Source organism: Onishia taeanensis (genome assembly GCF_013349955.1).
GTDB lineage: Bacteria > Pseudomonadota > Gammaproteobacteria > Pseudomonadales > Halomonadaceae > Onishia > Onishia taeanensis_B.
The window spans coordinates 71,194-95,591 of record NZ_JABVXC010000011.1 but is presented as its reverse complement, the minus strand read 5'-3'; the positions used below and the strand labels follow the sequence as shown (position 1 = coordinate 95,591).

The following is a 24,398-nucleotide window of genomic DNA, read 5'->3' as shown; positions in this document are numbered from 1 at the left end:
CAGGATCACGCCGTGGCCGACGCTCCCCATCCCTTCGAACAGCTAAGTCCCTCACGCATCGTCGATGCCGTCGAGTCGCTGGGCTTCTGGTTGCCAGGCGAACCCTTTGCGCTCAACAGCTACGAGAACCGGGTCTTCCTGTTTCACGATGACGAGCGGCGTCGCTGGGTGGCCAAGTTTTACCGTCCCCAGCGCTGGAGCGATGCACAGATTCAGGAAGAGCATGATTTTCTGGTCGAGCTGGGGGCCGCGGGGGTTCCGGTGGCAGCCCCCTGGCGCGATGCCAAGGGCGTCAGCCTGCATCACTTCGAGGGCTTCCGCTTTGCGCTTTTCCCGCAGCTCAGCGGCCAGGCACCGGAGCTCGATAATCCGGTCCACCTCTTTGCCCTCGGAGATCTGGTCGGTCAGCTGCATGCGGTTGGCGACCAACGGCCCTTCGAGCATCGCCAGCGGCTGGACATGACCCGCATGGTCGAGGAAAGCCGCGAGCAGGTGCTGACATCTCCCTGGCTGAGCCGCCAACAGCGCCAAGCCTACGAGCGTATCAGCGCCACCCTGGGCGAGCAGCTCAAGGCGAGGGCGTTTCCTGCCGATGCGCTGATTCGTACCCATGGAGACTGTCATCTGGGCAATATCCTGGGGCGGGACGAGCACTTTGCGCTGGTCGATTTTGATGACTGCCTGATGGCACCGGCGGTTCAGGATCTATGGATGATGCTGACTGCCCAGCACGATCAGGAAGCACAGATGCAGCTATCCGAGTTGCTCGAGGGCTATGAGCAGCATCGAGACTTTCCCCGCGGCGAGCTGGCCTGGATCGAACCGTTGAGAAGTCTGCGGTTGATCCGCTACGCCGCCTGGCTGGTAACGCGCTGGTCAGACCCAGCGTTCCCCAGGGCCTTCCCTTGGGTAGCCGACGAGGGTTACTGGGATCAGCATCTGCGCACGCTCGAGCAGCAGCGTCAGCTGCTAGAGTCCAAGCCCCGCTGGCTGGCCTGAGGCACTAGACAGTAGAGAGAGCAAGCAGGGAAAAGCGGAGTCACAGGACGTCAAGCAGCAAGCAAAGAGGCGCGCTGATGGCCGCTGGCAATGGCCACGATGCCGATACTCGACCGGGCCTTGGTTGCGGGGCTGACGTTCGGCTTGAAGGTTGCCTACTCGGCTGGCGCTTGATTGGCATTAAGGCGCTGTTCATTGAGGCGACGCGAGGGGTTGTCCTGGGCCTCGATGGCCAGTGCCTGCCCCAGTTCCAGCTGGAACGCATGGGCCGGGCGCAACTCGACGCTCTGGCAGCCTTGTGCGTTGCTTGCGAGGCAGGTGGCAGTGACTCCGAAGTCGCCATTGGTTTCGCGAGCCGCCGCCGAGAGCTTGCCACTGTAGATCTCGCGTGTATCGCCCATCATGTCGATGCAGGTCAGCGTGTTGGCGGATAGCCGTATGCGCCCGTCGACCAGGTGGGCATCGGCGGTGATCAGGCAGTGCGATGGCAGCTGGTGTGATGCCTCTCGTCCGTCGACGGCTGCAGGACTGTCCACGGATTTGCGTACCACCCAGGGTTTAAGCAGCACATTGGCACGGCTGGGGGTCGCCTGATTCAGACTCAGGGTATCGATGACCTGCACGTCGATGCGGGCCTGTGAAGGAAGACGCAGGGTATCGCCCATGGCCAGGCTCGGCAGTATCAGGCTGGCTGCCAGCAGGAGAACATGGCGTTTCATCATAGGAGCATCTCGGTATCCAGCGGGCCTTACAGGTAGAGAAATCCACTTTACCATAGGGCGTTTTGCAGGCATCAGCCACCGAGAGAGGGCTGCACGCGGCATGATGTCACGTCATTGCCGGGGATTCTCCGCGAGCAGCGCTGCATGGTGGCGCCGGGTAGGATAAAATTAACGGCTTTATGACATTTTGATGTTGTACGAAAAAAGAAATCTGTATACCTTTTGTAGATTATTTAGCGTAAAGGCCCCATCATGACTGAACAACTCGCCGATCATTTTCGTCAGATCATCACCGGCCTGGGCGAAGACCCGGAGCGAGAGGGCCTACGCGATACCCCTAAGCGGGCCGCCAAGGCCATGCAATTTTTGACTCACGGTTACGAGCAGTCGCTTGAGTCGCTGATCAATGGGGCCGTTTTCGAATCCGAAACCGATGAGATGGTGCTGGTTAAAGATATCGAGCTTTATTCGATGTGTGAGCATCACATGCTGCCCTTTATCGGCAAGTGCCATATCGCCTACCTGCCGAGCGGCAAGGTACTGGGGCTTTCCAAGTTCGCCCGCATCGTCGACATGTATGCGCGACGCCTGCAGATTCAGGAGAATCTGACCCGCCAGATAGCCGAGGCCGTTCAGCAGGTCACCGATGCTCGTGGTGTGGCGGTGGTCATCGAGGCCAAGCATCTCTGCATGATGATGCGCGGCGTCGAGAAGCAGAACTCCAGCATGAGCAGTTCCGTCATGCTGGGCGCTTTCCGTGCCAACCAGTCGACTCGCCAGGAATTCCTGACCCTGATCAACGGACGCTGAGCCGCTCACTCGAAGGGAGTTCGTCATGCCGCTGCACGCCTTGAACGACCAGCATCTCGATCATGACCTTGCCACCATTCGCATCAAGAACCTCAGGTTGCGAACCTATATCGGCATCAAGGAAGAAGAGATTCGCAACCGTCAGGATGTGGTGATCAATGCGGTGATTCGCTATCGTGCGGATCGTGCGGTGCAGTTCAACCATATCGACCAAGCGCTGAACTATCGCACCATCACCAAGCACGTCATCACGCATGTGGAAGAGAACCGCTTCCTGCTGCTCGAACGCATGACGCGGGAGGTGCTCGATATCATCATGTCCTACGAGCAGGTGCTGACCGCACAGGTCGAAATTGACAAGCTCCATGCCCTGCGTTTCTCTGATTCGGTGTCGATCACGCTGTCTGATTCTCGGGAAGTGGCTGCTGATGTCTGAATGACTTGGTGACAGTGGCCAATTCGGCTTAGCATGGAAGCCAGCGTCGATTGACAGGAGATTCCCTTGGACGGCGACATCCTCGCCTTCGATGATGACGCCCAGCAAGGCGTCGTCGAGGCCACTAACGGTCAGCGATTTACCTTCCAGCTTTCTGACTGGCGTGGCCGGGGCCTGCCTGGGCCTCACATCGCGGTGCGTTTTACGCCGCGAGGTGAGCGAGCCGAGCAGCTGATCAACCGGCCGGAAGCCCAGCTAAGGGCCAGGGCCAGTCAGCCCCATCCCCCTCAAGATGGCGCCGGGAATGCCGTACCTCGACGGCATTCCGGTTTTGCCATTGCGGCCATCAGCGTGGCCTTTCTCAGCATGTTTTTGGACGGACTCGCCCCCTTGTTGGGGCTGGTGGCTGCGGTGCTGGCCGTGTTGGGCCTGAGACAGATCCATCGTGCGCCTCAGCGCTATTCGGGGCGACTATTCTGCTGGGGGGCCATCGGCCTGGCGCTGTTGCTGGCCGTGCTGTCGGTCTTGGTTGATACATCGGTGTCGGTGGAGCCATCGATACAGCCTCCCAACTGATTTGGCATCATCCGCATGCGGTTCGGGTTATCCCGCCGCTTCACAGGAAGGAGAATTCCCATGGAAAATCTGCAAGACAACCCGCTGTTTCGTCCCTTTGCCTATATCGATGGCAGTTGGGTCGCTGCTGACAGCGGCGAGCAGATCGAGGTGCTCAATCCGGCCACGGGTGAGGTGATTGGCCAAGTGCCGCGCCTGGGTCGGGGCGAGACCGAGCGTGCTATCGCCGCCGCCGAGTATGCCTTCCCCGCTTGGCGTGCGCTGACCGCCCTTGAGCGTGCCGACATCCTCATGAAGTGGCACGACCTGATGCACGAGCACCAGCAGGAGCTGGCGCAAATCATGACCCTGGAACAGGGCAAACCGCTCAAGGAGGCCGCTGGTGAAATTGCCTATGCGGCAAGCTTCCTGCGCTGGTTCGCAGAGCAGGCGCGGCGCGTTTATGGCGAGACGGTGCCCGCGGCCAACGCCAACCAGCGGGTTGTGGTCACCAAGTCGCCGATCGGAGTGGTCGGGGCCATCACGCCCTGGAACTTCCCGGCGGCGATGATCACCCGCAAGGCCGGTGCCGCCCTTGCTGCCGGCTGTCCGATTGTGGTGAAGCCGGCCAGCCAGACCCCGTTCTCGGCTACCGCCATGGCGCTGCTGGCCGAGCGTGCGGGAGTGCCGCGCGGGATCTTCAATGTGGTGCCGGGGCAGGCCAGCGCCATTGCGGCTGCCATGACGGAGTCACCGGTGGTGCGCAAGATCACCTTCACCGGCTCTACCGACGTCGGTCGTCAGCTGATGGCGCAGGCCTCGCAGAATATCCAGAAGCTGTCGCTGGAGCTGGGTGGCAATGCGCCCTTCATCGTCTTCGAGGGTGCGGATCTGGATGCCGCCGTTGACGGTGCCATGGCCGCCAAGTTCCGCAACGCCGGTCAGACCTGCGTATGCACCAACCGTTTCCTGGTGCAGTCCAGCGTCGTCAATGCCTTCTGCGAGAAGCTGGCTGCGGCCATGAACTCGGAGCTGCATGTCGGTGACGGCACCCATGAAGGCATCAATATCGGCCCGCTGATCGACGAGAAGGCAGTGGCCAAGGTCAGCGAACACGTCCAGGATGCCGTCGACAATGGCGCCCATGTGCTGCTCGGCGGCCATCCGCATCCGCTGGGTGGCAGCTTCTTCACGCCAACGCTGGTCAACGGCGTTACCCCGGGCATGCGAGTGGCCAAGGAAGAGACCTTTGGTCCGCTGGCGGCGGTCTTCTCTTTCGATGATGAAGAGGACGCCGTCGGCATGGCCAACGACACCGAGTTCGGGTTGGCGGCGTACTTCTATAGCCGCGACCTGGGGCAGGTGTGGCGCGTCTCTGAGGCGCTGGAATATGGCATGGTCGGTATCAATACCGGTGCGATCTCCAATGCCGCCGCCCCCTTCGGTGGGGTCAAGGCCTCAGGTCTTGGACGCGAGGGTGGTCATCAGGGCATCGAGGAATTCCTCGAGACCAAGTACCTGTGCATCGACCTGGGGTAGTGAACCCGAGTAGTGAGCACGAACAGGTAATAAGGAAGCAATAAGTGCGTAAGAGAAAGCCCCTACAGGCACGAGTCCTGTAGGGGCTTTTACGTAGCGGAAGTCACGCTGATGTTGTGTCTTCCGTCTTCCGTCTTCCGTCTTCCGTCTTCCGTCTTCCGTCTTCAGTGACGGAAGTGACGCATGCCGGTAAACACCATAGCGATGCCAGCTTCGTTGGCCGCTTCAATCACTTCGGCGTCGCGCATCGAGCCGCCGGGCTGAATCACCGCGGTAATTCCGGCGGCGGCGGCGGCGTCGATGCCATCCCGGAACGGGAAGAAGGCGTCACTGGCCATCACCGAGCCGGGCACCGAGAGGCCTTCGTCGGCGGCCTTGATACCGGCGATCTTGGCCGAGTAGACCCGGCTCATCTGGCCGGCGCCCACGCCGATGGTCTGGCCTTGCTGGGCATAGACGATGGCGTTGGACTTGACGTGCTTGGCGACTTTCCAGGCAAAGGCCAGATCACGCAGTTCCTGCTCACTGGGCGCACGATCTGTCACCACCTTGAGTTCATCGCGGCCGACCATGCCCAGGTCGCGGTCCTGTACCAGCAGGCCGCCGGTGACGCGCTTGAGGTCATGGGCCGGGTGACGTTCGCCGGGCCAGTGGGCGGCCACGTCGAGCAGGCGGACGTTCTTCTTCTCGGCAACGATGGCCACTGCCTCGTCGCTGACGCCCGGGGCGATGATCACTTCGACGAACTGACGGTCGATGATCGCGCGAGCGGTCTCGGCATCCAGCGGCACGTTGAAGGCGATGATGCCGCCAAAGGCGCTGGTCGGGTCGGTGGCGAAGGCCTTCTCATAGGCTTCGAGCGCTGTCTCGCCGACGGCCACGCCGCAAGGGTTGGCGTGCTTGACGATCACGCAGGCCGTGTCGGTATAGGCCTTGACGCATTCGAAGGCGGCGTCGGTGTCGGCGACGTTGTTGAACGACAGCGCCTTGCCCTGCAGCGAGGTGGCGGTGGCGACACTGGCTTCGCTGGCATCGTTCTCGACGTAGAAGGCAGCCTGCTGATGCGGATTCTCGCCGTAACGCATGTCCTGCTTCTTGACGAACTGGGTGTTGTAGGTGCGCGGCAGGCCGTCGGCGCCGCCCTCGACCTTGGTGCCCAGGTAGTTGGCGATGGCGCCGTCGTAGCGGGCGGTATGCTCGAAGGCCTTGACCGCCAGGTCGAAGCGGGTGGCGTCGCTCACGGCGCCGTTCTGCTCGGCGATTTCGGCTAGCACTCGCGGATAGTCGTCCGCGTCGACCAGGATACTGGTGTGGGCGTGGTTCTTGGCGCAGGCGCGCACCATGGTCGGGCCGCCGATATCGATGTTCTCGATGGCGTCCTCGAGGGTGCAGTCCGGACGGGCCACGGTCTGGGCGAATGGATAGAGGTTGACCACCACCATGTCGATCGGTGCGATATCGTGCTCGGCCATCACGGCATCGTCTTGGCCGCGGCGACCGAGAATGCCGCCGTGGATCTTGGGATGCAGGGTCTTGACCCGACCATCCATGATCTCCGGGAAGCCAGTATGCTCGGACACCTCGGTGACGGTGACGCCTTCTTCCTTGAGCAGGCGGAAGGTGCCGCCGGTGGAGAGCAGTTCGACGCCGTGGGCGACGAGGCCCTTGGCAAACTCGACGATGCCTGTCTTGTCGGAGACGCTGATCAGGGCGCGGCGTACCGGCAGCGGTGAAGGGGCTTGATTGGCCATGGGCGGACTACCATTCGTTGCGTTAAAGGAGGGAGAAACGGCCAAGGGCGCCGCGTGGGCGCCCTTGAGGGGAATCAGATCAGTGCATACTGCTTGAGCTTCTTGCGCAGGGTGCCGCGGTTGAGGCCGAGCATCTCGGCGGCGCGGGTCTGGTTGCCATTGGCATGCTCCATGACCGTGGCCAGCAGCGGCGCCTCGACCTCGGCCATGACCATGGCATAGAGGTCGGTCACCACGCCGCCGTCCAGGTGGTCGAAGTAGCGACGCATGGCGGCATCGACCGCCTCGCGTAGCGGTTGTTCCTGATGATGGGGGGCACTTGCCAGGGCGGTACCGCGTTCGATGGCGGTGAGGCTCAAGGCGTCCTGGCCGGTGGCCATGAGATCGTCGGGCGTTGTCGCTTGCCTACTGGTCATGCTGCACTGGTTCCATCTGTTGTCAGGGTCCGTGGCGAGCCTTCGGCGCCGTGACAAAACAGTTCGTCCACGAAATGAAGTTGATCCCGGGCGCTGTCCAGGATGTTAAAGCGGGCCCGATGGGCCTTGAGTTCATCGGCCGGGCAGTGCCAGGCCAGGTACCACCCGAGGTGCTTGCGTGCGATGCGTACGCCCATGTGTTCCCCATAGAAGTCGTGCAGGGCGTTGAGGTGCCCTTGCATCACTCGGCGACGCTCGTCCCGAGAGGGGGCGGGCAGTGTCGTGCCGTGGCGCAGGTAATGGTCAGTTTCCTGAAAAATCCAGGGATTGCCCTGTGCGCCACGTCCGATCATCACCGCATCCGCACCAGTATAGTCGAGGACGGCGGCTGCCTTGGCCGGAGAGTCGATATCGCCGTTGGCGAATACCGGCATCGACACGGCGGCCTTGATGGCGGCGATGGTGTCGTACTCGGCATAGCCGCTGTAGCGCTGCTGGCGATGGCGACCATGCACGGCGAGGGCCTGAATGCCTGCCTGTTCGGCTAGCTTGGCGACCCGCACGCCGTTGTTGCTGTCGGCACACCAGCCGGTGCGAATCTTCAGCGTCACCGGGATGTCGACGGCATCGACCACGGCGTCGAGAATCTCGGCCACCAGCGCCTCGTCGCGCAGCAGTGCCGAGCCAGCGGCCTTGTTGCAGACCTTCTTTGCCGGACAGCCCATGTTGATATCGATGATCTCGGCGCCCTGGTCGGCGTTGAGGCGTGCCGCCTCGGCGAGCATTTTGGCATCGCCGCCGGCGATCTGCACGCTACGCGGCCCCGGCTCGCCGCTATGATCGAGCCTCAGGCGCGACTTGCGCGTATGCCAGAGGGCGGGATCGGCGGTCACCATCTCGGAGACCACCAGGCCAGCACCCAACTGCCGGCAGAGCTGGCGGAAGGGGCGGTCGGTGACGCCGGCCATGGGGGCCAGGATCACGCGATTGGTCAAGCGGTGCCGACCGATGGCGGGCAGGCTAGCGGACATGGGCGTCACGGGGTTGCTCGAACAGGGGGGCATATCATACCCATCGACCGGCGTCGGGTGAAGGTGAAAATGCGCCTTTGCCGTGCCGGTCGTGGCGTCAGGCGCCAATGCGGTGGCCTTCAAGCCGCACCCAGCCCTCGCGTTCCTCGGGTTCGGCCATGCTGAGACCCTGAGCCAGATAGGCTTCCAGTACCTCGTCGGCCTGATGGGTGAGGATGCCCGACAGGGCCAGGCGGCCGCCGGGGGCAACGTGCCCGGCGATGGTAGGTGCCAGTTCGATCAGCGGGCCGGCGAGGATATTGGCGACGACGATCGGGTAGCGGTCGGCGCCGAGCTGCTCGGGGTAGTAGAGCGCCAGCCGCTCGGCCTCGACCTCGTTGCGCTCGGCGTTGTCACGGCTGGCGGTAAGGGCCTGGGGGTCGATATCGCTGCCGGTGGCTCGCCGAGCACCGAGCTTGAGGGCGGCGATCGCCAGGATGCCCGAGCCGCAGCCCACGTCGAGTACCTCGTGGCCCTCCAGCTCGCCAGCAACCGCCAGGCCATCGAGCCATTCGAGGCACAGGGCGGTGGTGGGATGAGTGCCGGTGCCGAAGGCCAGGCCTGGGTCGAGTCGCAGGTTGACGGCGTCCGCGTCCGGCGCTTCCTGCCAGCTTGGCACGATCCACAGGCGGCTGCCCATCTTCAGCGGGGCGAAGCCGTCCATCCACTCGCGCTCCCAGTCGCGATCGGCCAGCAGCTCATACTCGATCTCAGGGCAGGGCTCGTCGGGGACCTCGGCGGCCCAGGCCGCGCGGACCTGTTCCAGCATGGCGTCGATGCCTTCCAGGTCGTCATAGAGCCCGGTCAGGATCGTCTCGTCCCACAACGGGGTGGTACCTCGGTCGGGTTCGAAAACGGGGTCGTCGTGGGCATCCTGCAGCGTAATGGCGCTGGCGCCCTCGGCGAGCAGCAGCTCCTCGAGAATCTCGGCCTGAGCCGGGGCGATGCGAGCCTTGAGTTGTAACCAGGGCATGGCGTCAGTCTCTCGTTGAAAAGTCTCGGTGAAAAACGCCAGCGGGGCGGCATAGGCCGCCCCGCTGAGGGGAAATCGCTCGACACGCCTGTCGATGGCACCTGTCCTTAACACCTTTCGTTAACACCTTTCGTTAACGCCTATCGTTAACACCTGTCGTTAACATCGGGGGCGAGCGTTAGGCCGCCCCAGGCTCACGTTCAGGTTAGGTTCAGGTTCCGGACTCGAGCTTTTTCTCCAGGTAGTGGATGTTGACCCCGCCCTGCTGGAAATAGCCGTCGCGGACCAGATCCTTCTGCAGGTCGATGTTGGTCTTGATGCCTTCCACCAGCAGCTCGTCCAATGCGTTGCGCATACGCGTCAGGGCGTTCTCGCGATTCTTGCCCCAGGTGATCAGCTTGCCGATCAGGGAATCGTAGTGGGGTGGTACCGAGTAGCCGGTGTAGAGGTGTGAGTCCATGCGCACGCCCAGGCCGCCCGGCGCGTGATAGAGGCTGACCTTGCCCGGCGACGGCATGAAGGTGCGCGCATCCTCGGCGTTGATGCGGCACTCGAAGGCATGACCGTTGAGGGCGATATCCTCCTGGCGAATCGACAGCGGCAGGCCTGAGGCGATGAGCAGCTGTTCCTTGACGATGTCGATGCCGGTGACCATTTCGGTGACCGGGTGCTCGACCTGCACGCGCGTGTTCATCTCGATGAAGAAGAATTCGCCATTCTCGTACAGAAATTCGAAGGTGCCGGCGCCACGGTAGCCGATTTCGATGCAGGCATCGGTACAGGCCTTGAGCACCTGAGCGCGGGCATCAGGGTCGAGCCCAGGTGCCGGCGCTTCCTCCAGTACCTTCTGATGGCGGCGCTGCAGTGAGCAGTCGCGGTCATAGAGGTGCACGGCATTGCCTTGGCCGTCGGCGAGTACCTGTACCTCGACGTGGCGAGGCTGCTCCAGGTACTTTTCCATGTACACGGTGCCGTCGCCGAAGGCGGCATTGGCCTCGTTCTGGGTCACGCTGATCGAGGACAGCAGGTGAGCCTCGCTGTGCACCACGCGCATGCCGCGACCGCCGCCGCCGGAAGCTGCCTTGATGATGACCGGATAGCCGATGCGGCGTGCCACCGCCATCGCTTCTTCCGGGTCTTCGGGTACGGCGCCGTCGGAGCCGGGGACCGTCGGCACGCCTGCCTTCATCATCGCCTCGATGGCGCTGACCTTGTCACCCATCAGGCGAATGGTGTCGGCGCGCGGGCCGATGAAGGTGAAGCCCGAGCGCTCGACCTGCTCGGCGAAGTTGGCATTCTCGGAGAGGAAGCCATAGCCCGGATGAATGGCATCCGCATCGGTGACTTCCGCGGCACTGATCAGCGCCGGGATGTTCAGGTAGGACCTCGCCGAAGAGGCCGGGCCAATGCACACCGCTTCGTCCGCCAGGCGCACATGCATCAGCTCACGGTCGGCCTGGGAATGCACCGCCACGGTCTTGATGCCCAGCTCTTTGCAGGCACGCAGGATGCGCAGGGCTATCTCGCCACGGTTGGCGATGAGTACCTTGTCCAACATCTTGTATCCGCCCAGGTTGGAATGGAAAGAGGAGGTGAGAATGGCGTTAGCCGATGACCAGCATGGGCTGATCGTATTCCACCGGTTCGCCGTCTTCGGCCAGGATGGCTTCGATGACGCCGTCCCTGTCCGCTTCGATCTGGTTCATCATCTTCATGGCTTCGACGATGCAGATCGTTTCCCCTTTCTTGACGCTCTGACCGACTTCGACGAACGCCTTGGCGCCCGGCGCCGGTGCACGATAGAAGGTGCCGACCATCGGCGAGTTCACGGTATGGCCGGTGGGCTCGGCCGGAGCGGCGGGCTCTGCCGGTGCCGCAGGCGCTGCCGGAGCGGCAGCAGCGGGTGCCGCCGGCGCAGCAGGGGCCGAGGCCGGCTGATAGGCCACGCCGTTGGGGTGACGGCTGATACGAACCGACTCTTCGCCTTCCTGAATCTCGATTTCGCTGATGTTGGATTCTTCCAGCAGCTCGATCAGCTTCTTGACCTTGCGGATATCCATGAGTCTGTCTCGATCGGGTGATATGGGGTGGGTCTGGCGGGCAGGTTGATCCGGCTCAGGGCGCTGTCAACCTGCTCAAACTTTGTCTAGATCACGGCATGATGTTGCACGATGCCGCTGATAATCGCCTCTGAACGGCGTGTCGGCGGAGTGTGCCGAAAAAAACGGGTCATGTCCAGTGACGCTCGGGGCCTCTCAGGCGGAGTGCCCGGCGGGCGCATCGCCCTTGCCAAACCATTCCAGCAAGGCGCTCAGGTGATCGGCAAAGGGAGCAGCTTCCACTTCACCTTGAATACGGGCATCCCTGATTTCCTTGCCGGCGTTGAAGAACATCAGGCTGGGAGGGCCGAATAGCTCGAAGCGTTCGAGCAGGGCGCGGCTTTCAGCGTTGCTATCGGTCACATCGACGCGAATACGATAAAAGTCGTCGAGCCGTGCCGCCACCTGCGGGTTGGGAAAAACGTCGCGTTCCATGAGCTTGCAGGATATGCACCAGTCGGCACTGACGTCGACGAAGGCCGGTTGGCCGCTGCGAGTGGCGCGGTCGAGCTCGGCGTTGAGCTCCGCGAGCCCCGTGACCGTGGTGAAGCGTGGCGAGGCAGCCGGTTGGCTGGCGCTGGTGGCAGCCTTGCTGGTTTGCCAGGCCAGCGGGCGCAGCGGGTCTTTTGCGCCGCCGGCCGCGCCGACGACCAGCGTGACCCCCCAGGTCAGCAGCATAAGCCCCCCGGCCTGGCCCAGCCGGGCAACCCCCTTGGGGTGATCTAAGCGCAGAGCGCCCAGCGCCAGGGCGCTGCCAATGGCCAACGCCCCCCATAGCAGCAGCGTCAGCGGTCCTGGCAGCAGGCGCTCAACCAGCCAGATCGCAACACCCAGCAATAGCACGCCGAAGGCGGACTTGACGTGCTGCATCCAGGCGCCGCTGCGGGGCAGCAGCGTGGCCCCGAAGGTGCCAACGATCAGCAGCGGTACGCCCATGCCCAACGCCAGGGCGAGCAGCCCCAGCCCACCCATGGCGGCATCGCCGGTGGAGGAGATGAACACCAGTGCGCCGGCCAGAGGGGCCGACACGCAGGGTGATACCACCAGCACCGACAGGGCGCCGGCGAGCGCCAGTCCCAGCGGGCCACTGCGCTGAGCGCGATCCTGCCAGGCGTCCAGGCGCTGGCTGAGCCTGGCGGGCAGTCGCAGCTGGAAGACGCTGAACATGGCCAGGGCGAACACCACGAATAGCGCGGCGAAGGGAATCAAGACCGCCGGAGATTGCAGGCGCGCCTGGAGGTTGAGGCCGGCACCGAACAGTCCCATCAGCACCCCGACGCCTGCATAGGTCAGCGCCATGCCGGTGACATAGCTACCCGACAGGGCAAAGGCGCGTAGCCGAGAGGGACGCTGGCCGACGATGATCGAGGCAAGGATCGGCATCATCGGCAGTACGCAGGGGGTAAAGGTCAGCCCCAGCCCAGCGAGGAAAAAGAGGCCCAGCACCAATGTCGGAGAGGCATCCTGCAACAGGTTGCTGAACTGGCCGTCTTCGCTGGTCAGCGAGGAGGTCTCAGGCGTTGTCTTGGTGGGGGCGGTCGTGTCTTCCTGTGGGGAAGAGGAGGGCTGGGTAAAGGCCGCCGGAGTGGAGCCAGGCAAGGCCGTCAGCTCGACCTGCTGCGGGGGGTAGCAGAGCCCAGCCTCGGCGCAGCCTTGATAGTGCAAGGTGACGTCGATCGAGTCAGCCCCGCCTTGGGCCTTGATCGGTACCGGGAAAATGACGCGGTCATGAAAGACATAGACCTCGCCCAGGAATTCATCATTCTTGAAGGTGCCGGCAGGCAAGACAGGCTCGCCAAGCGTTACTTCAGAGGTGTCGCTGCTGACGCTAAGCCTGTGGCGGTAAAGATAGTAGCCATCGGCGGATTCGATGCCGACCATAAGCCGGTCGCCATCGATCCAGACCTGGGGGCTGAAGGCCTCCTCTACCGGCAGAAAGTCGCCATTGCCGCCCCCCGAGGGAAACAGTTGGGCCTGTACCGGAAGCGAAAAGGCCAGCAACAGGCCAAAGGCGAGAAAGAAGCGTGAGATCAACATCAACATCCTTGCAGGTATTCGGGGCTTTTAGACAAGCAGAGAGTAAGACGGCAAGTGTTTGAGTCAGGTGTAATTCAGGTATAACTCAGTTATCACGGCAGCCAGAGGTCAGCGCTTGTCTGCGACCGGAACGCCAGGCAGGAGTTCCTTGGCCGTGGAAACCTTTTAGGGCATTCACCTGCTAGGATAACCCATGCGCCTCGTCGCCTGCATGACCAGCATGTGTCGGCAATGGGGGCGAATTCTTTCCCAATCGCCAAGGACCTAGACGATGTCATTGTTCGGATCACGCAAGGCGCGCCCCACCCGGCCCACGGATATTCTGGAGCGCCCCGAGTATGGTTGGGTGTGGAAGCCGCTGCTGGGGCTGGTCGTTGTCTACCTGGTCGTTACCCTGGCGCTGGGTGCCTGGTGGAGCCTGACGCCGGACGGTTTCGACGTACAGCAGGCTAGCGCCGAGCAGCGTGGCCGGCTTGCATCTGACTCGCCCAAGGCGGTGTCACTCGATGCCAGCCCGGCAGGGCGCGGGGCGGTCATCATCGCGACCCAGATGACCCTGCTCGACACGCTGCTCGACAAGCCGGGGGGCTATCTGCGTAACGACATGCTGCCGCCGGGACTATGGCTCGATAACATGCCCGCCTGGGAGCTTGGCGTGCTCAAGCAGGCTCGCGGCGAAGCGCATAGCCTGGTGGAAAAGAGCGCCCGGGAGGCAGGAGCCTTGAGCGAGGCCCAGGAGCGGCTGGACGGTGACAGTCGGGATTGGCTTTATCCTTCCACCGAACACCGGATAGCCAAGGCCCGCGATGCCTACGCCGTAGTGTTGGGTGATCTCAATCAGCAGCGTGATGCGCTGCCGGCAGCGGGCGATGTGCCGGCGTATTGGCTGTCTCGCGTGGCCCGGCGCCTGGATGAGCTGACCTACCGCCTGTCGGCCAGCGTCGCTGACCCAGAGGCCATGCGCGAACTCGAGGTGGATGTCGAGCAATTGCCGGGTCGCACGCCCTGGTACCGGGTCGACGATATTTTCTTCGAGGCGCGGGGTCAGGCCTGGGCGCTGGAGCATCTGCTGGCTGCCATGGTCGCCGACTACGGTGACGTGCTGGCAGCCGCCGATGCCGAGCCCTTGGTGGAGCGCCTGCAGGCCGAGCTCAAGCAGGCGCAGCGCACGCTGTGGAGCCCGGTGGTGCTGAACGGCACGGGGTTTGGCATCTTCGCCAACCATTCGCTGATGATGGCCGCTTATACTCAGCGCGCCGCGAAGCTGGTCGAGGCGCTTTCCGGACGCCTGGCGGGTGTCAGTGTGCCGGACGCCTCGCTGAATCAGTCGGGTGACGCGTCAGCGCAAGCCCCTGTGATCGACCAGCCGGCCACTCAGGCCGGAGCCGAGACAGGTGATGAAGCGCAAGACTCGTCGTCAGGCCGAGATGACAACAGCGCTTCAGCAGCCGACGATGCCTCGAGGGCCGATGACGCAGCGTCATCGGATGCAGAGGCCAAGGCGCCCGACGCCACTTCTGGGGCAGCCGGTTCTTCCGGGGCGGCCGCTGCCGATGAGTCAACGGCTGTGCCATCGTCCAGCAGTGACGATGACAGTGCTGTCGAGCCATCGGCCGGCTCGGCGGCTGATAAGGTGGATACCAACGCGGATAGCTAGGCATCGATAAGCCGCCAGGTCACGCGCTATGGCATACCAGCCAGTCGGAAACGAAGGCGGCTTAGCCAGGCAAGCGTAAGATAGTCAGACGGTACTGAAAAGCAGGTACTGAAAAGGGGCGCTCAGTGAGCGCCCCTTTTGCATTGTGCCCGGTCTTGCGGCACGAGTTTCTTACCTGGCTGCGTAACGATTTGGCTCGTTACCTAGGCGTTCGCCCGTCCACTGAACGATTCCACTGAACGACGCGCGGATCGCTTCAGGCTTTTGCGTAGGCGGCAGCGGCCTTTTCGATGGCCTTGCGAGCGGCGTCGGCGCCGTCCCAGGATTCCACCTTGACCCATTTGCCTTTCTCGAGATCCTTGTAGTTCTCGAAGAAGTGAGCGATCTGCTGACGCAGCAGCTCGGGCAGGTCGGTGACTTCCTCGATGTCATCGTACAGGGCAGTGAGCTTCTGGTGCGGCACGCAGACCAGCTTGGCGTCTTCGCCGGCTTCGTCGGTCATGTTCAGGATGCCAACCGGGCGCGCGCGGATCACGCTGCCGGGTTGCACCGGGTAGGGGGTTACCACCAGTGCATCCAGTGCATCGCCGTCGTCGGCCAGGGTGTCCGGGATATAGCCATAGTTGGCCGGGTAGAACATCGGTGTGGCCATGAAGCGGTCGACCAGCAGGGCATCGAGGTCCTTATCGATTTCATACTTGATCGGCGCATGGTTGGCAGGAATCTCGATGGCGACGTAGATGTCGTTGGGGAGATCTTTGCCGGCGGGAATCTTGTCGAAGCTCATCGTCGCGTCCTTGGGTTGGCAGTAATCGTTGCCTGTTAAGTCTGGCGAATTATACGAACTGCGCGGCGCGATTACCAATGCAACCAAGGCCGTTATGGGCTCCGAGAGGGCCTTTGAGTGTGTATGATAGGCCCAGCCTCCAATAGAGGAGGGGGTATGACCGCCGGATCAAGGAGACAGACAGGTGGATTCCGAGTTAGCGCTGAGCGTGGGGCAGGCCTTCGTGGCGCCGGAGCGTCGTCGTCACCGCAGTTCAATGTCGGTGCGCATTCCCGAGCCACGGTTGTTGGCACTGAAGGGGGCCTGTGCACTGATCAGCGACTCGAATTCGCGTAACGCGATTGCCCATCAGGCCGGCGAGCTCAGCGTGCGGGGCTTTCTTGCCGACTATATTTCCACTCCCGAGCATTGGGATATCAAGACCTCGGCGACGCGGGTGCTAAGGGCGCTCAACGGCTGGTGCCACAGCCAGAGCGGCCATGTCAGCGGCGGCAGCTATGTCTGCTCGCTGTCGGCGATGATCTATCGCGGCCGTGAGGCGCATCTTTTCCATATGGGCGATACGCTGGTCTTTCGCCTGCGCGGGGCCGAGTTCGAGCAGCTCTCTCGTGACCATGTGACGGACCTGGGCGGGTATCGCTATCCCTCCCGCGCCCTGGGCATGGATGGCAACCTGGATATCGACTACATCACCATGCCGCTGAAACAGGGCGATATCTTCCTGTTCACCACCCCGGCCGTGCGCGGCACCCTGATGCCTTCCGACTACGTGCAGTTGATTCGCGAGGATGCAAGCGATCTGGATGCCGCCTGCGAGCGCTTGGCCGCTACCGCACTGGAGCGTGCCCAGGAGCGGGGCTACGGAGGCGAACAGTTCTGTTTCCAGCTGGTTCGTGTCGATCGCCTCCCGGAAGACGAGACCGAGGCCCCGGACAAGCTGTATGGCGACCTGCCGGTGCCGGCGGAGCTCAGCGTTGGGCAGCGTCTGGATGGTCTCGAGGTGCGAGGCGTGCTGTCGCGCACGGCTCAGTCGCGGGTCTATCGGGTCTTTGACCCGGTCAGTCGTCGGGAAATGGTCATGAAGGCACCCAGCCCCGAGCTGTCCAGCCGCAATGCCTATCTCGAACACTTCCTGCTGCAACAGTGGGTGGTCGAGCGCGTCAGGTCGCCTTTCGTGGCGCGCATCATGGAGCCGTCGCGACCGCGCACCCATCTGTATTATTTGATGAACCTGATCGAGGGCGAGCGGCTCTCTGATTGGGCACGGCGCCACCCTCAAGCGAGCCTTTCTCAGCGTTTGGACATCGCGCGTCAGCTGGCCAAGGCGGTGCAGGCGCTGCATCGCCGTGACCTGCTCCATCAGCAGATTCACCCCGACAACGTGCTGGTAGATACCCACGGGCAGGTGGTGCTTGCCGACTTCAGTGCCTGCCGGCTGCGGGAAGGCGACGGTCATAAACATTCACGGGAGCTGGCGCGTCAGCTAGGCCTTACCGAGCACAGTGCGCCGGAATACGCGCTGGATGACGACGTGGGCCGGCGCAGCGATCAGTATGCTCTGGCCTCGACGGTCTATTGGCTGGTCACCGGCGGGCTACCCTACGATATGCCGCCGCATCAGTTGCGAAGCCACACGGATCTGGAGCAGCTGAGCTACAAGAGTGCCCGTGCGTTGAATCCCGAGGTGCCTCAGGCATTGGATGACGCCCTGCGCCGGGCCCTTGATCCGCAGCGGGCGCTGCGCTTCCGTCGCCTTTCGGAGTTGGTGGTCGCGCTGCGGGAGCCTCGCAACAAGGGCGAGGCCGCCAAGGCGACGTCATCGGTCTCCAATCGCTTCTGGCAGGGGATGGCGGGGCTGTTGCTGGCGCTGCTGGTGATCTCCTGGCTGATGCGCTAAAGCCACCCGCTCCGGTTGGCGCCCAAAAGCGCCCCAGCAGGCACACCAAAACGCCCCGTCAAACCGGGGCGTTTTCGTGTTGATCATCGGCTGTCGTCGGGCGAATGCCCGGCGCCATGATGCTTACAGAGTAAAGACAGGCAGTTTGCGCTCGACGCGTTCGAGCTTGAGGCGTGCCACTCGCGGCAGGCCGTTGTCGAACGGCGGGAAATCTTCGCCCTGGATCAGCGGCGACAGGTAGCGGCGGCAGGCCTCGGTGATGCCGAAACCGTCCTCGCGGATGAAATCCTTGGGCATGAATTTCTCGCGGTTGGCGATCTCGCTCAGCGGCGCGGCGCCGATCTCCCAGGCATAGGGCGTATCGCTGACCCGGTCGATGGTCGGCATCATGGCGTTCTCGCCGGCCACGGCAAGCTCCACTGCTTTCTCGCCGACGGCGTAGGCCTGGTCGACGTCGGTCTTGGACGCCAGATGGCGTGCGGCGCGCTGCAGATAGTCGGCGACCGCCCAGTGGTACTTGTAGCCCAGGTCCTGCTTGACCATGCCGGCCAGCGTCGGCGCCACACCGCCCAGTTGGCGGTGGCCGAAGGCATCGGTATTGCCGGAGTCGGCCAGGAAGGTGCCGTCCTCATAGCGGGCCCCTTCGGAGACCACGATCACGCAGTAGCCATAGTGCTTGACCGCTTCCTCGACCCGCGCCATCACCGCCTTACGGTCGAAGGCGACCTCGGGGAAGATCACCAGGTGGGGCGGCTCGCCTTCACCTTCACCGGCCAGGGCGCCGGCCGCGGCGATCCAGCCGGCATGGCGGCCCATGACCTCGAGCACGAAGACCTTGGTGGACGTGGCGCACATCGAGGCGATGTCCAGCGACGTCTCGAGGGTCGAGGTGGCGATGTACTTGGCCACGCTGCCGAAGCCTGGCGAATTGTCGGTGATCGGCAGGTCGTTATCGACGGTCTTGGGCACGTGGATAGCGGTCAGCGGGTAGCCGAGCTTTTCCGACAGCTGAGAAACCTTGAGGCAGGTATCGGCGCTGTCGCCGCCGCCGTTATAGAAGAAGTAGCGGATGTCGTGAGCCTTGAAGACTTCGATCAGCCGTTCGTACTGGGCGCGGTGAGTCTCGATGTCCTTGAGCTTGTAACGGCAGGAGCCGAAGGCGCCGCCTGGGGTGTGGCGCAGTGCAGCGATGGTCTCGTCGGACTCTTGAGACACATCGATCAGGTCTTCGGTCAGGGCGCCGATGATGCCGTTGTGGCCGGCATAGACTTTGCCGATCTTGTCGTCGTGGCGACGGCACGCTTCAATCACGCCGCAGGCGCTGGCATTGATGACGGCGGTGACGCCGCCGGACTGGGCATAGAAGGCGTTGTGCTGGGCCATGGGGCTGCTGAGCTCCTGGAAAGCGGGTCATCGAAGGGACGAATTGTCAGGTCGCCATAGTAGCCCAAAGTGAGGCGCCCTGCACCCGCCGGGGGCGCTGACAGGCACCAGGATGGAGGCGGCGAGGGCGCCATGCTAGTCTGCCTGCCACCCTGGCAGGAGGCACGCGATGCACGTACATATCCTTGGAATCTGCGGTACCTTCATGGGCAGCCTGGCACTGCTGGCCCGTGAGCTTGGCCATCGGGTCAGTGGCTCGGATGCCAACGTCTATCCGCCGATGAGCACCCAGCTTGAGGCTGCGGGGATTACCCTGCAGGACGGCTATGGTGCAGCCAATCTCGCCTCGCGCCCGGATCTGGTCATCATCGGCAACGCCCTCTCCCGGGGCAATCCGGAGGTGGAAGCGGTGCTCGAGGCTCGGCTGCCCTACATTTCAGGCCCCCAGTGGCTCGCCGAGCATGTCTTGCCCGGACGGCGGGTGATCGCCGTGGCCGGTACCCACGGCAAGACCACCACGGCGAGCCTGACCGCCTGGCTGCTCGAGGCGGCGGGTCTCGAGCCCGGCTTTCTGATCGGTGGGGTGCCGCGCAATTTCGGTGTCTCGGCGCGCCTCGGCGGGGAGGGTGCGCCCTTCGTGGTGGAAGCCGACGAATATGATACCGCCTTCTTCGACAAGCGCTCCAAGTTCGTGCACTACCGCCCGGAGATCGCGGTACTCAATAACCTTGAGTTCGATCACGCCGATATCTTCCCGGATCTCGCGGCCATCGAGCGCCAGTTTCATCATTTGGTGCGCACCGTGCCCGGCGACGGCGCGCTACTGGTGGCGGACGGTGAGCCGGCACTGGATCGGGTGCTGGCACAGGGCGCCTGGACGCCGGTCAGCCGCTTCGGGACCGACGTTGAGAGTGACTGGCGGCTTAGCCTGGAGGCGGCCGATGCCCATCATTTTCGTGTGCAGCATGCCGATGAAGGAGGGGGCGAGGAAGCGATGGTGCACTACGGCCTGAGCGGCGAGTATAACGCTCGCAATGCCCTGGCCGCGCTGGCCGCCGCCCGCTGCCTCGGCGTCGGTCTAGAGGAGGGTGCAGCGGCGCTAGCGCGCTTCGAGAGTCCGCGGCGCCGCCAGGAGCTGCGCGGCGAGATCGCCGGGATTCGTGTCATCGATGACTTCGCCCATCATCCTACTGCCATTGCCGCGACGCTTGGCGGCCTCGAGGCCGCTGGTGATGGTCGCCTGCTGGCGGTGATCGAACCCCGCTCCAACACCATGCGGCTCGGCACCCTGCGTGCCCGCCTGGCCGAGAGTGTAGCGGCGGCCGACGCGGTCTGGTGGTACCAGCCCGCAGGGCTCGACTGGTCTCTTGGCGAGGTGGTGGCGGCGAGCCCAGTGGCCTCGCAGGTAGTCGATGACCTCGATGCGCTGGTCGCAGCAATAGTGGCCGAGGCCAGGCCGGGTGATCGCATCGTGGCAATGTCCAACGGTGGCTTCGGCGGTATTCACGAGCGGCTGCTTGCCGCCTTGGAGGTGGCTCATGGCTGAATCTCAGCTATCGCCTCAGCCATCGTCGCCAGGATCGGCGACCGAGGGCTTTGCCTTTCCGGTCAGCGTGGCGCTGACCGGTGCCTCAGGGGCCCAGTACGGCCTGCGCCTGATCGAGGCGCTGGTGGCGGCGAACCATGAAGTTTGGGTGATGATCTCCAAGGCGGCTCATCTGGTGATCGCCACCGAGACCGACGTCAAGCTGCCGGCACAGCCGGAGCGGCTGACAGAAGCGCTGTCGTCGCGCAGTGGGGCGCGCCCGGGGCAGATTCGCTGCTTTGCCCGGGAGGATTGGATGGCACCGGTGGCCTCGGGGTCTGGGGCGCCTTCGGCAATGGTGGTGTGTCCGTGCTCCACTGGGTCGTTGTCCGCGATTGCTTGCGGTGCCAGCAATAATTTGATCGAGCGGGCCGCAGACGTGGCCCTTAAGGAGCGCCGCACCCTGGTGTTGGTGCCGCGGGAAACGCCGTTCTCGGCGATCCATCTTGAGCACATGCTGAGTCTGACCCGCATGGGCGCGGTGATCCTGCCGGCGGCGCCTGGCTTCTATCATCAGCCGACCAGTATTGACGACCTGGTCGACTTTATCGTCGCCAGGATTCTCAACCAGCTAGGCATCGAGCACCGGTTGATGCCCCGCTGGGGAGAGTAGTTTGTGAGCTATTTCAAGGAGGAAGCATAATGGCAGCGGTCACATTGTCGGTATTCGTGCCGACCTTTTTTCTGGTGTCACTGACGCCGGGCATGTGCATGACCCTGGCGATGGTGCTGGGGATGACGCAGGGCGTGCGCCGCGCGCTATGGATGATGCTTGGCGAACTCACCGGCGTTGCTTTGGTGGCGGTATCCGCCGGGGCAGGGGTGGCGACGCTGATGCTGGCCCAGCCGGCGCTGTTCACCGCCTTCAAGTGGCTCGGTGGTGCCTATCTGGCCTACCTGGGCATCATGATGTGGCGCGAACGGGGGCGCATGGCGATCCCCGAGCTCTCCGGCGAGCAGCAAGCGGTTGGACGCCGGACACTGATGATGCAGGGATTCGTGACCGCCATTGCCAACCCCAAGGGGTGGGCCTTTTTCGTGGCTCTGCTGCCGCCGTTTCTCGATGCCAGCCGTCCGTTGGCGTCGCAGCTCATGGTGCTGGTAACGATGATCCTGGCCATCGAGTTCGTCTGTCTGATGCTGTATGCCGCTGGCGGTCGCGGCGCCGGGAGGCTGCTTGGCAGCGCCGGGCGCGTGCGGCTGCTCAATCGCCTGGCCGGGACGCTGATGATCGGCGTTGGTGTCTGGCTGGCGCTGGGCTAAGCGGATCTGGCGATTGGGTTTGGCTGTAGATTCGGGCCAGAGGTTGAGTTTGGGGTTTCGCCCGGAATGGTCGGCATCCTAGATCGGGGGCAGCCAGATAAGCCGAATCACCAGCAGCGCCAGCGACGCCAGGGCAAGGCGAAGCCACGGTGCGTCGTTCATCGGGCGGTGAGGCGTACGATGGTAGCTGATGTTGACCATGGCACAGCCCGTCAGGCCAAGCAGTACGCCACCGATCAGGTCGCTGGCCCAGTGCACGTCCAGCACCAGCCGCGACAGCGCCATTGGCAGACAGGCGAGAATCGCCAGCCAGTAGGCCATATGGCGGCGCTGGGAGGTGAACTCCTGAGCGAAGAAGGCAGCCGTGAGGCCAAACAACAGCACCGATGTCGAGGTATGGGCGCTAGGGTAGGACGCCGAATCGGCCAGGTAGGCCGGGGCCTCGGGCCGCATGCGCCCGATCAGATGCTTGAGCAGGGTGTTGGCCATGGCCATGCCGGCAAGCCCTGCGGCCAAATGCACCAGGGTCGTCGTATGCTGCCTTGCCAGCAGCCACCCGGCCCAGGGCAGGCAGAGCGCAACAATACCGGCTGCATCGCCGATTTTGGCCATCCCCTCGGCCAGCCGCGTCAGCCAGGGCGATTCGATGGCGGCCATCAGGGCGCGAATTTGTTCGTCCATGACCAGCGGTCCGTGGGACTCCAGGACGGCCAGGGTCCACAGGCAGAGCCCGGTGGAAGAAAGCACCAGCAGGCTCAGCGAGGCCAGCGGAATCTCGCCGTGAGGTTTTGAGCCTAGCCGCTGCCATAGCCGGCGACTCCAGGGGCGCGCAAGGGCCAGTCCGGCCAGCTGCCGGTAGAGCCAGCCCTCCTTGGCCAACTGGTGACGCAGCCAGGAAAAAGCCAGTGCTGCTAGGCCGGTGGCGACGGCGAGCAGAACCAGCCACTTATCGCTGCCTACAGGCAGGTCCAGCAGCTGTTTCCAGGTGCGTCCCAAGAGATAGCCCGGCAGCACATAGGCCGGTGCCCAAACCAGCGCCGAGCCGATGTTAGCCCAAGCAAAGGTAAAGGGACGCATGTGCATCATGCCGGCGATCATCGGCACAATCGGACGCACCGGGCCGGCGAAACGGCCGAATACCACTGACAGGGTGCCATGGCGCTGAAAGAAGCGCGCACCGTGTGCGAGCCACTCCGGGTGGCGGGAGAAGGGCCATAGCCTGGGCACGCGGTCACGCTGGGTGTAGCCCAGGGCAAAACTCAGGGCATCTCCCGCCACGGCGCCAAGAAAGGCCGCCAGCAGTACCAGTGGGATCGCCAGCTGCTGATTCCCGGCCAGAGAGGCAGCGGCAGTGATCAGCACTACGCCGGGCACGACCAGTCCGATGACAGCCAGGCTCTCCACCAGGGAAATGACGGCGATGCCCAATAGCAGTAACGGCGGCGAAGGGGTGAGCTGATACAGCCAGTCGACGAGGCTCATGGCGTACTGTCCATTAGGGCGCGTTCCTTGATGCGTAGACGCTGCTCGAAGGCCGACAGGCTCTCGCCCGGGTGCAGGGTGCAGGCGACCACCATGGCGCTGAGATGACCGGTTTCGCTGATCGCGGTGTCATTGAGCGTGGTCAGCAGTCGGTTGCGTGTCATCAGCGCATCGTTTTCGTCGGTGCCGGGCAGCAGCATCCATAACAGGGATTCGCCGGTGCGGCCGAGTGTATCGTCGAGTCGGCAACTGCGGCGAGCCGCCTGGCAGAAGCGCTGCAGCAGCTCAAGACGCAGTCGAGCGCCAAACTGTTCGTGGGCCATTTCAAGCTGCGGCAGATGGATCACCAGTACGCTGAGGCGGCGACCGAGCGCGGTGGCACGTTTGTGCTCCTGAGGCAGGCGCTCAGCGATCATGTCGCTGGACAGGGCGTCGCACTCAGGGTCATGGGGCGAGGTCAGCTTGTCGAGCGTCAGTTGACGCATCATTTCCCAACGAGCCAGGGCGCAGACCAGGCTGACTGCCAGGTAGGACAGGGGCGCGATGAGAGACGGCCAGTGGCCATTGAGCAGCAGCCAGACCGGGGCCATCAGCAAGTTGATGCACAGGGCATTCCGCATAGACAGTAGCAGCGTCGTGAGTACTGGAGGAAAGCCCAGCCAGAGCATGTCAGGCGTCTCCCCGTGGCGCAGCAATTCAGCGCAGAGCAGATAGCTTGACAGCAGGGTGATGATGGCCGCGGCACGCCGCGTCGAGGGTGTGCCCAGGCTCATCAGCGTGGCGGTCAGCAGGGCCATGCTCAGTGCCGCCGGTAATAGGATCCGGTCGAAGTGGCCCATCTGGTAATGCCACAGAGCCGCACCTGCGGTCAGTAGGGTGACCCAGGCGTGAAAAAAGGTGTAGAGCCCCGAGTTAGGCAAGCTGTCTTGTTTCATGG

Annotated in this window: 22 protein-coding genes; 10 read left to right on the top strand and 12 right to left on the bottom strand. The window is 63.5% G+C overall.

Translation table 11 applies throughout. The annotated features are described in order from the left end of the window. Positions 1-12 precede the first annotated feature (12 nt). Positions 13-999 (top strand): serine/threonine protein kinase, encoded by a 987-nt coding sequence (locus HUS66_RS13110; RefSeq protein WP_175071351.1) that lies wholly within the window; start codon positions 13-15, stop codon positions 997-999. A gap of 155 nt (positions 1,000-1,154) precedes the next feature. Here HUS66_RS13110 and HUS66_RS13105 read toward each other — a convergent pair whose 3' ends face one another. Then, positions 1,155-1,721, bottom strand: coding sequence for a hypothetical protein (locus tag HUS66_RS13105; protein WP_175071350.1), 567 nt, complete (start codon positions 1,719-1,721; stop codon positions 1,155-1,157). Between the two features lie 252 nt (positions 1,722-1,973). On the opposite strand from HUS66_RS13105, the gene folE reads away from it, so the two are divergent. From folE to HUS66_RS13085, 4 genes are all read left to right on the top strand, one after another. After that, positions 1,974-2,531, top strand: a complete 558-nt coding sequence (gene folE / locus HUS66_RS13100; RefSeq protein WP_092527316.1) for a GTP cyclohydrolase I FolE — start codon at positions 1,974-1,976, stop codon at positions 2,529-2,531. A 25-nt stretch (positions 2,532-2,556) separates the two neighbouring features. Then, positions 2,557-2,967: a dihydroneopterin triphosphate 2'-epimerase gene (folX, locus tag HUS66_RS13095; protein WP_175071349.1), complete on the top strand. Its 411-nt coding sequence runs from the start codon at positions 2,557-2,559 to the stop codon at positions 2,965-2,967. Positions 2,968-3,033: 66 nt separating this feature from the next. Then, positions 3,034-3,543, top strand: coding sequence for a hypothetical protein (locus HUS66_RS13090; RefSeq protein WP_175071348.1), 510 nt, complete (start codon positions 3,034-3,036; stop codon positions 3,541-3,543). Positions 3,544-3,603: 60 nt separating this feature from the next. Next, entirely contained in the window at positions 3,604-5,061 is a 1,458-nt protein-coding gene (locus HUS66_RS13085) for an NAD-dependent succinate-semialdehyde dehydrogenase (RefSeq protein ID WP_175071347.1), read from the top strand. 164 nt (positions 5,062-5,225) lie between these two features. On the opposite strand, the gene purH is transcribed toward HUS66_RS13085, so the two are convergent. The 7 genes from purH to dsbD form a co-directional block, all read right to left on the bottom strand. Continuing rightward, entirely contained in the window at positions 5,226-6,812 is a 1,587-nt protein-coding gene (gene purH, locus HUS66_RS13080; RefSeq protein ID WP_175071346.1) for a bifunctional phosphoribosylaminoimidazolecarboxamide formyltransferase/IMP cyclohydrolase, read from the bottom strand. A 74-nt stretch (positions 6,813-6,886) separates the two neighbouring features. Next, positions 6,887-7,228 (bottom strand): DNA-binding transcriptional regulator Fis, encoded by a 342-nt coding sequence (gene fis, locus HUS66_RS13075; RefSeq protein ID WP_254628827.1) that lies wholly within the window; start codon positions 7,226-7,228, stop codon positions 6,887-6,889. Continuing rightward, positions 7,225-8,259 (bottom strand): tRNA dihydrouridine synthase DusB, encoded by a 1,035-nt coding sequence (dusB, locus tag HUS66_RS13070; RefSeq protein WP_175071397.1) that lies wholly within the window; start codon positions 8,257-8,259, stop codon positions 7,225-7,227. Before dusB ends, fis begins: the two co-directional genes overlap by 4 nt. Before the next feature lie 97 nt (positions 8,260-8,356). Next, positions 8,357-9,271 (bottom strand): 50S ribosomal protein L11 methyltransferase, encoded by a 915-nt coding sequence (prmA, locus tag HUS66_RS13065; RefSeq protein ID WP_175071345.1) that lies wholly within the window; start codon positions 9,269-9,271, stop codon positions 8,357-8,359. A 211-nt stretch (positions 9,272-9,482) separates the two neighbouring features. Next, positions 9,483-10,829, bottom strand: coding sequence for an acetyl-CoA carboxylase biotin carboxylase subunit (gene accC / locus HUS66_RS13060; protein WP_175071344.1), 1,347 nt, complete (start codon positions 10,827-10,829; stop codon positions 9,483-9,485). A gap of 46 nt (positions 10,830-10,875) precedes the next feature. Next, entirely contained in the window at positions 10,876-11,331 is a 456-nt protein-coding gene (accB, locus tag HUS66_RS13055) for an acetyl-CoA carboxylase biotin carboxyl carrier protein (RefSeq protein ID WP_175071343.1), read from the bottom strand. A gap of 195 nt (positions 11,332-11,526) precedes the next feature. Further along, positions 11,527-13,407, bottom strand: coding sequence for a protein-disulfide reductase DsbD (dsbD, locus tag HUS66_RS13050; protein WP_254628826.1), 1,881 nt, complete (start codon positions 13,405-13,407; stop codon positions 11,527-11,529). Positions 13,408-13,678: 271 nt separating this feature from the next. On the opposite strand from dsbD, the gene HUS66_RS13045 reads away from it, so the two are divergent. After that, positions 13,679-15,064, top strand: coding sequence for a DUF2333 family protein (locus tag HUS66_RS13045; protein WP_254628825.1), 1,386 nt, complete (start codon positions 13,679-13,681; stop codon positions 15,062-15,064). Between the two features lie 256 nt (positions 15,065-15,320). Here the strand turns inward: HUS66_RS13045 and ppa are convergent, their stop codons facing one another. After that, the gene (ppa, locus tag HUS66_RS13040; protein WP_175071341.1) at positions 15,321-15,851 is read right to left on the bottom strand and encodes an inorganic diphosphatase; all 531 of its coding nucleotides are present in this window, start codon (positions 15,849-15,851) and stop codon (positions 15,321-15,323) included. 256 nt (positions 15,852-16,107) lie between these two features. Here ppa and HUS66_RS13035 point away from each other — a divergent pair, with 256 nt between their 5' ends. Then, positions 16,108-17,748 carry a bifunctional protein-serine/threonine kinase/phosphatase gene (locus HUS66_RS13035; RefSeq protein WP_175071396.1) on the top strand — a complete coding sequence of 547 codons (1,641 nt, stop codon included), beginning with the start codon at positions 16,108-16,110 and terminating at the stop codon, positions 17,746-17,748. 123 nt (positions 17,749-17,871) lie between these two features. On the opposite strand, the gene HUS66_RS13030 is transcribed toward HUS66_RS13035, so the two are convergent. After that, positions 17,872-19,131 carry a 6-phosphofructokinase gene (locus tag HUS66_RS13030; protein WP_175071340.1) on the bottom strand — a complete coding sequence of 420 codons (1,260 nt, stop codon included), beginning with the start codon at positions 19,129-19,131 and terminating at the stop codon, positions 17,872-17,874. 169 nt (positions 19,132-19,300) lie between these two features. On the opposite strand from HUS66_RS13030, the gene mpl reads away from it, so the two are divergent. From mpl to HUS66_RS13015, 3 genes are read left to right on the top strand one after another with little or no spacing between them, the layout of a single operon-like run. Further along, on the top strand, positions 19,301-20,677 hold the full coding sequence (mpl, locus tag HUS66_RS13025) for a UDP-N-acetylmuramate:L-alanyl-gamma-D-glutamyl-meso-diaminopimelate ligase (RefSeq protein WP_175071339.1): 1,377 nt from the start codon (positions 19,301-19,303) through the stop codon (positions 20,675-20,677). Continuing rightward, positions 20,670-21,329 (top strand): flavin prenyltransferase UbiX, encoded by a 660-nt coding sequence (locus HUS66_RS13020; protein ID WP_175071338.1) that lies wholly within the window; start codon positions 20,670-20,672, stop codon positions 21,327-21,329. Before mpl ends, HUS66_RS13020 begins: the two co-directional genes overlap by 8 nt. A gap of 29 nt (positions 21,330-21,358) precedes the next feature. Further along, the gene (locus HUS66_RS13015; protein WP_175071337.1) at positions 21,359-21,979 is read left to right on the top strand and encodes a LysE family translocator; all 621 of its coding nucleotides are present in this window, start codon (positions 21,359-21,361) and stop codon (positions 21,977-21,979) included. Positions 21,980-22,057: 78 nt separating this feature from the next. On the opposite strand, the gene HUS66_RS13010 is transcribed toward HUS66_RS13015, so the two are convergent. Further along, positions 22,058-23,461, bottom strand: coding sequence for a bifunctional DedA family/phosphatase PAP2 family protein (locus HUS66_RS13010; protein WP_175071336.1), 1,404 nt, complete (start codon positions 23,459-23,461; stop codon positions 22,058-22,060). Then, positions 23,458-24,396 (bottom strand): diguanylate cyclase domain-containing protein, encoded by a 939-nt coding sequence (locus HUS66_RS13005; RefSeq protein WP_175071335.1) that lies wholly within the window; start codon positions 24,394-24,396, stop codon positions 23,458-23,460. Before HUS66_RS13005 ends, HUS66_RS13010 begins: the two co-directional genes overlap by 4 nt. Positions 24,397-24,398 lie beyond the last annotated feature (2 nt).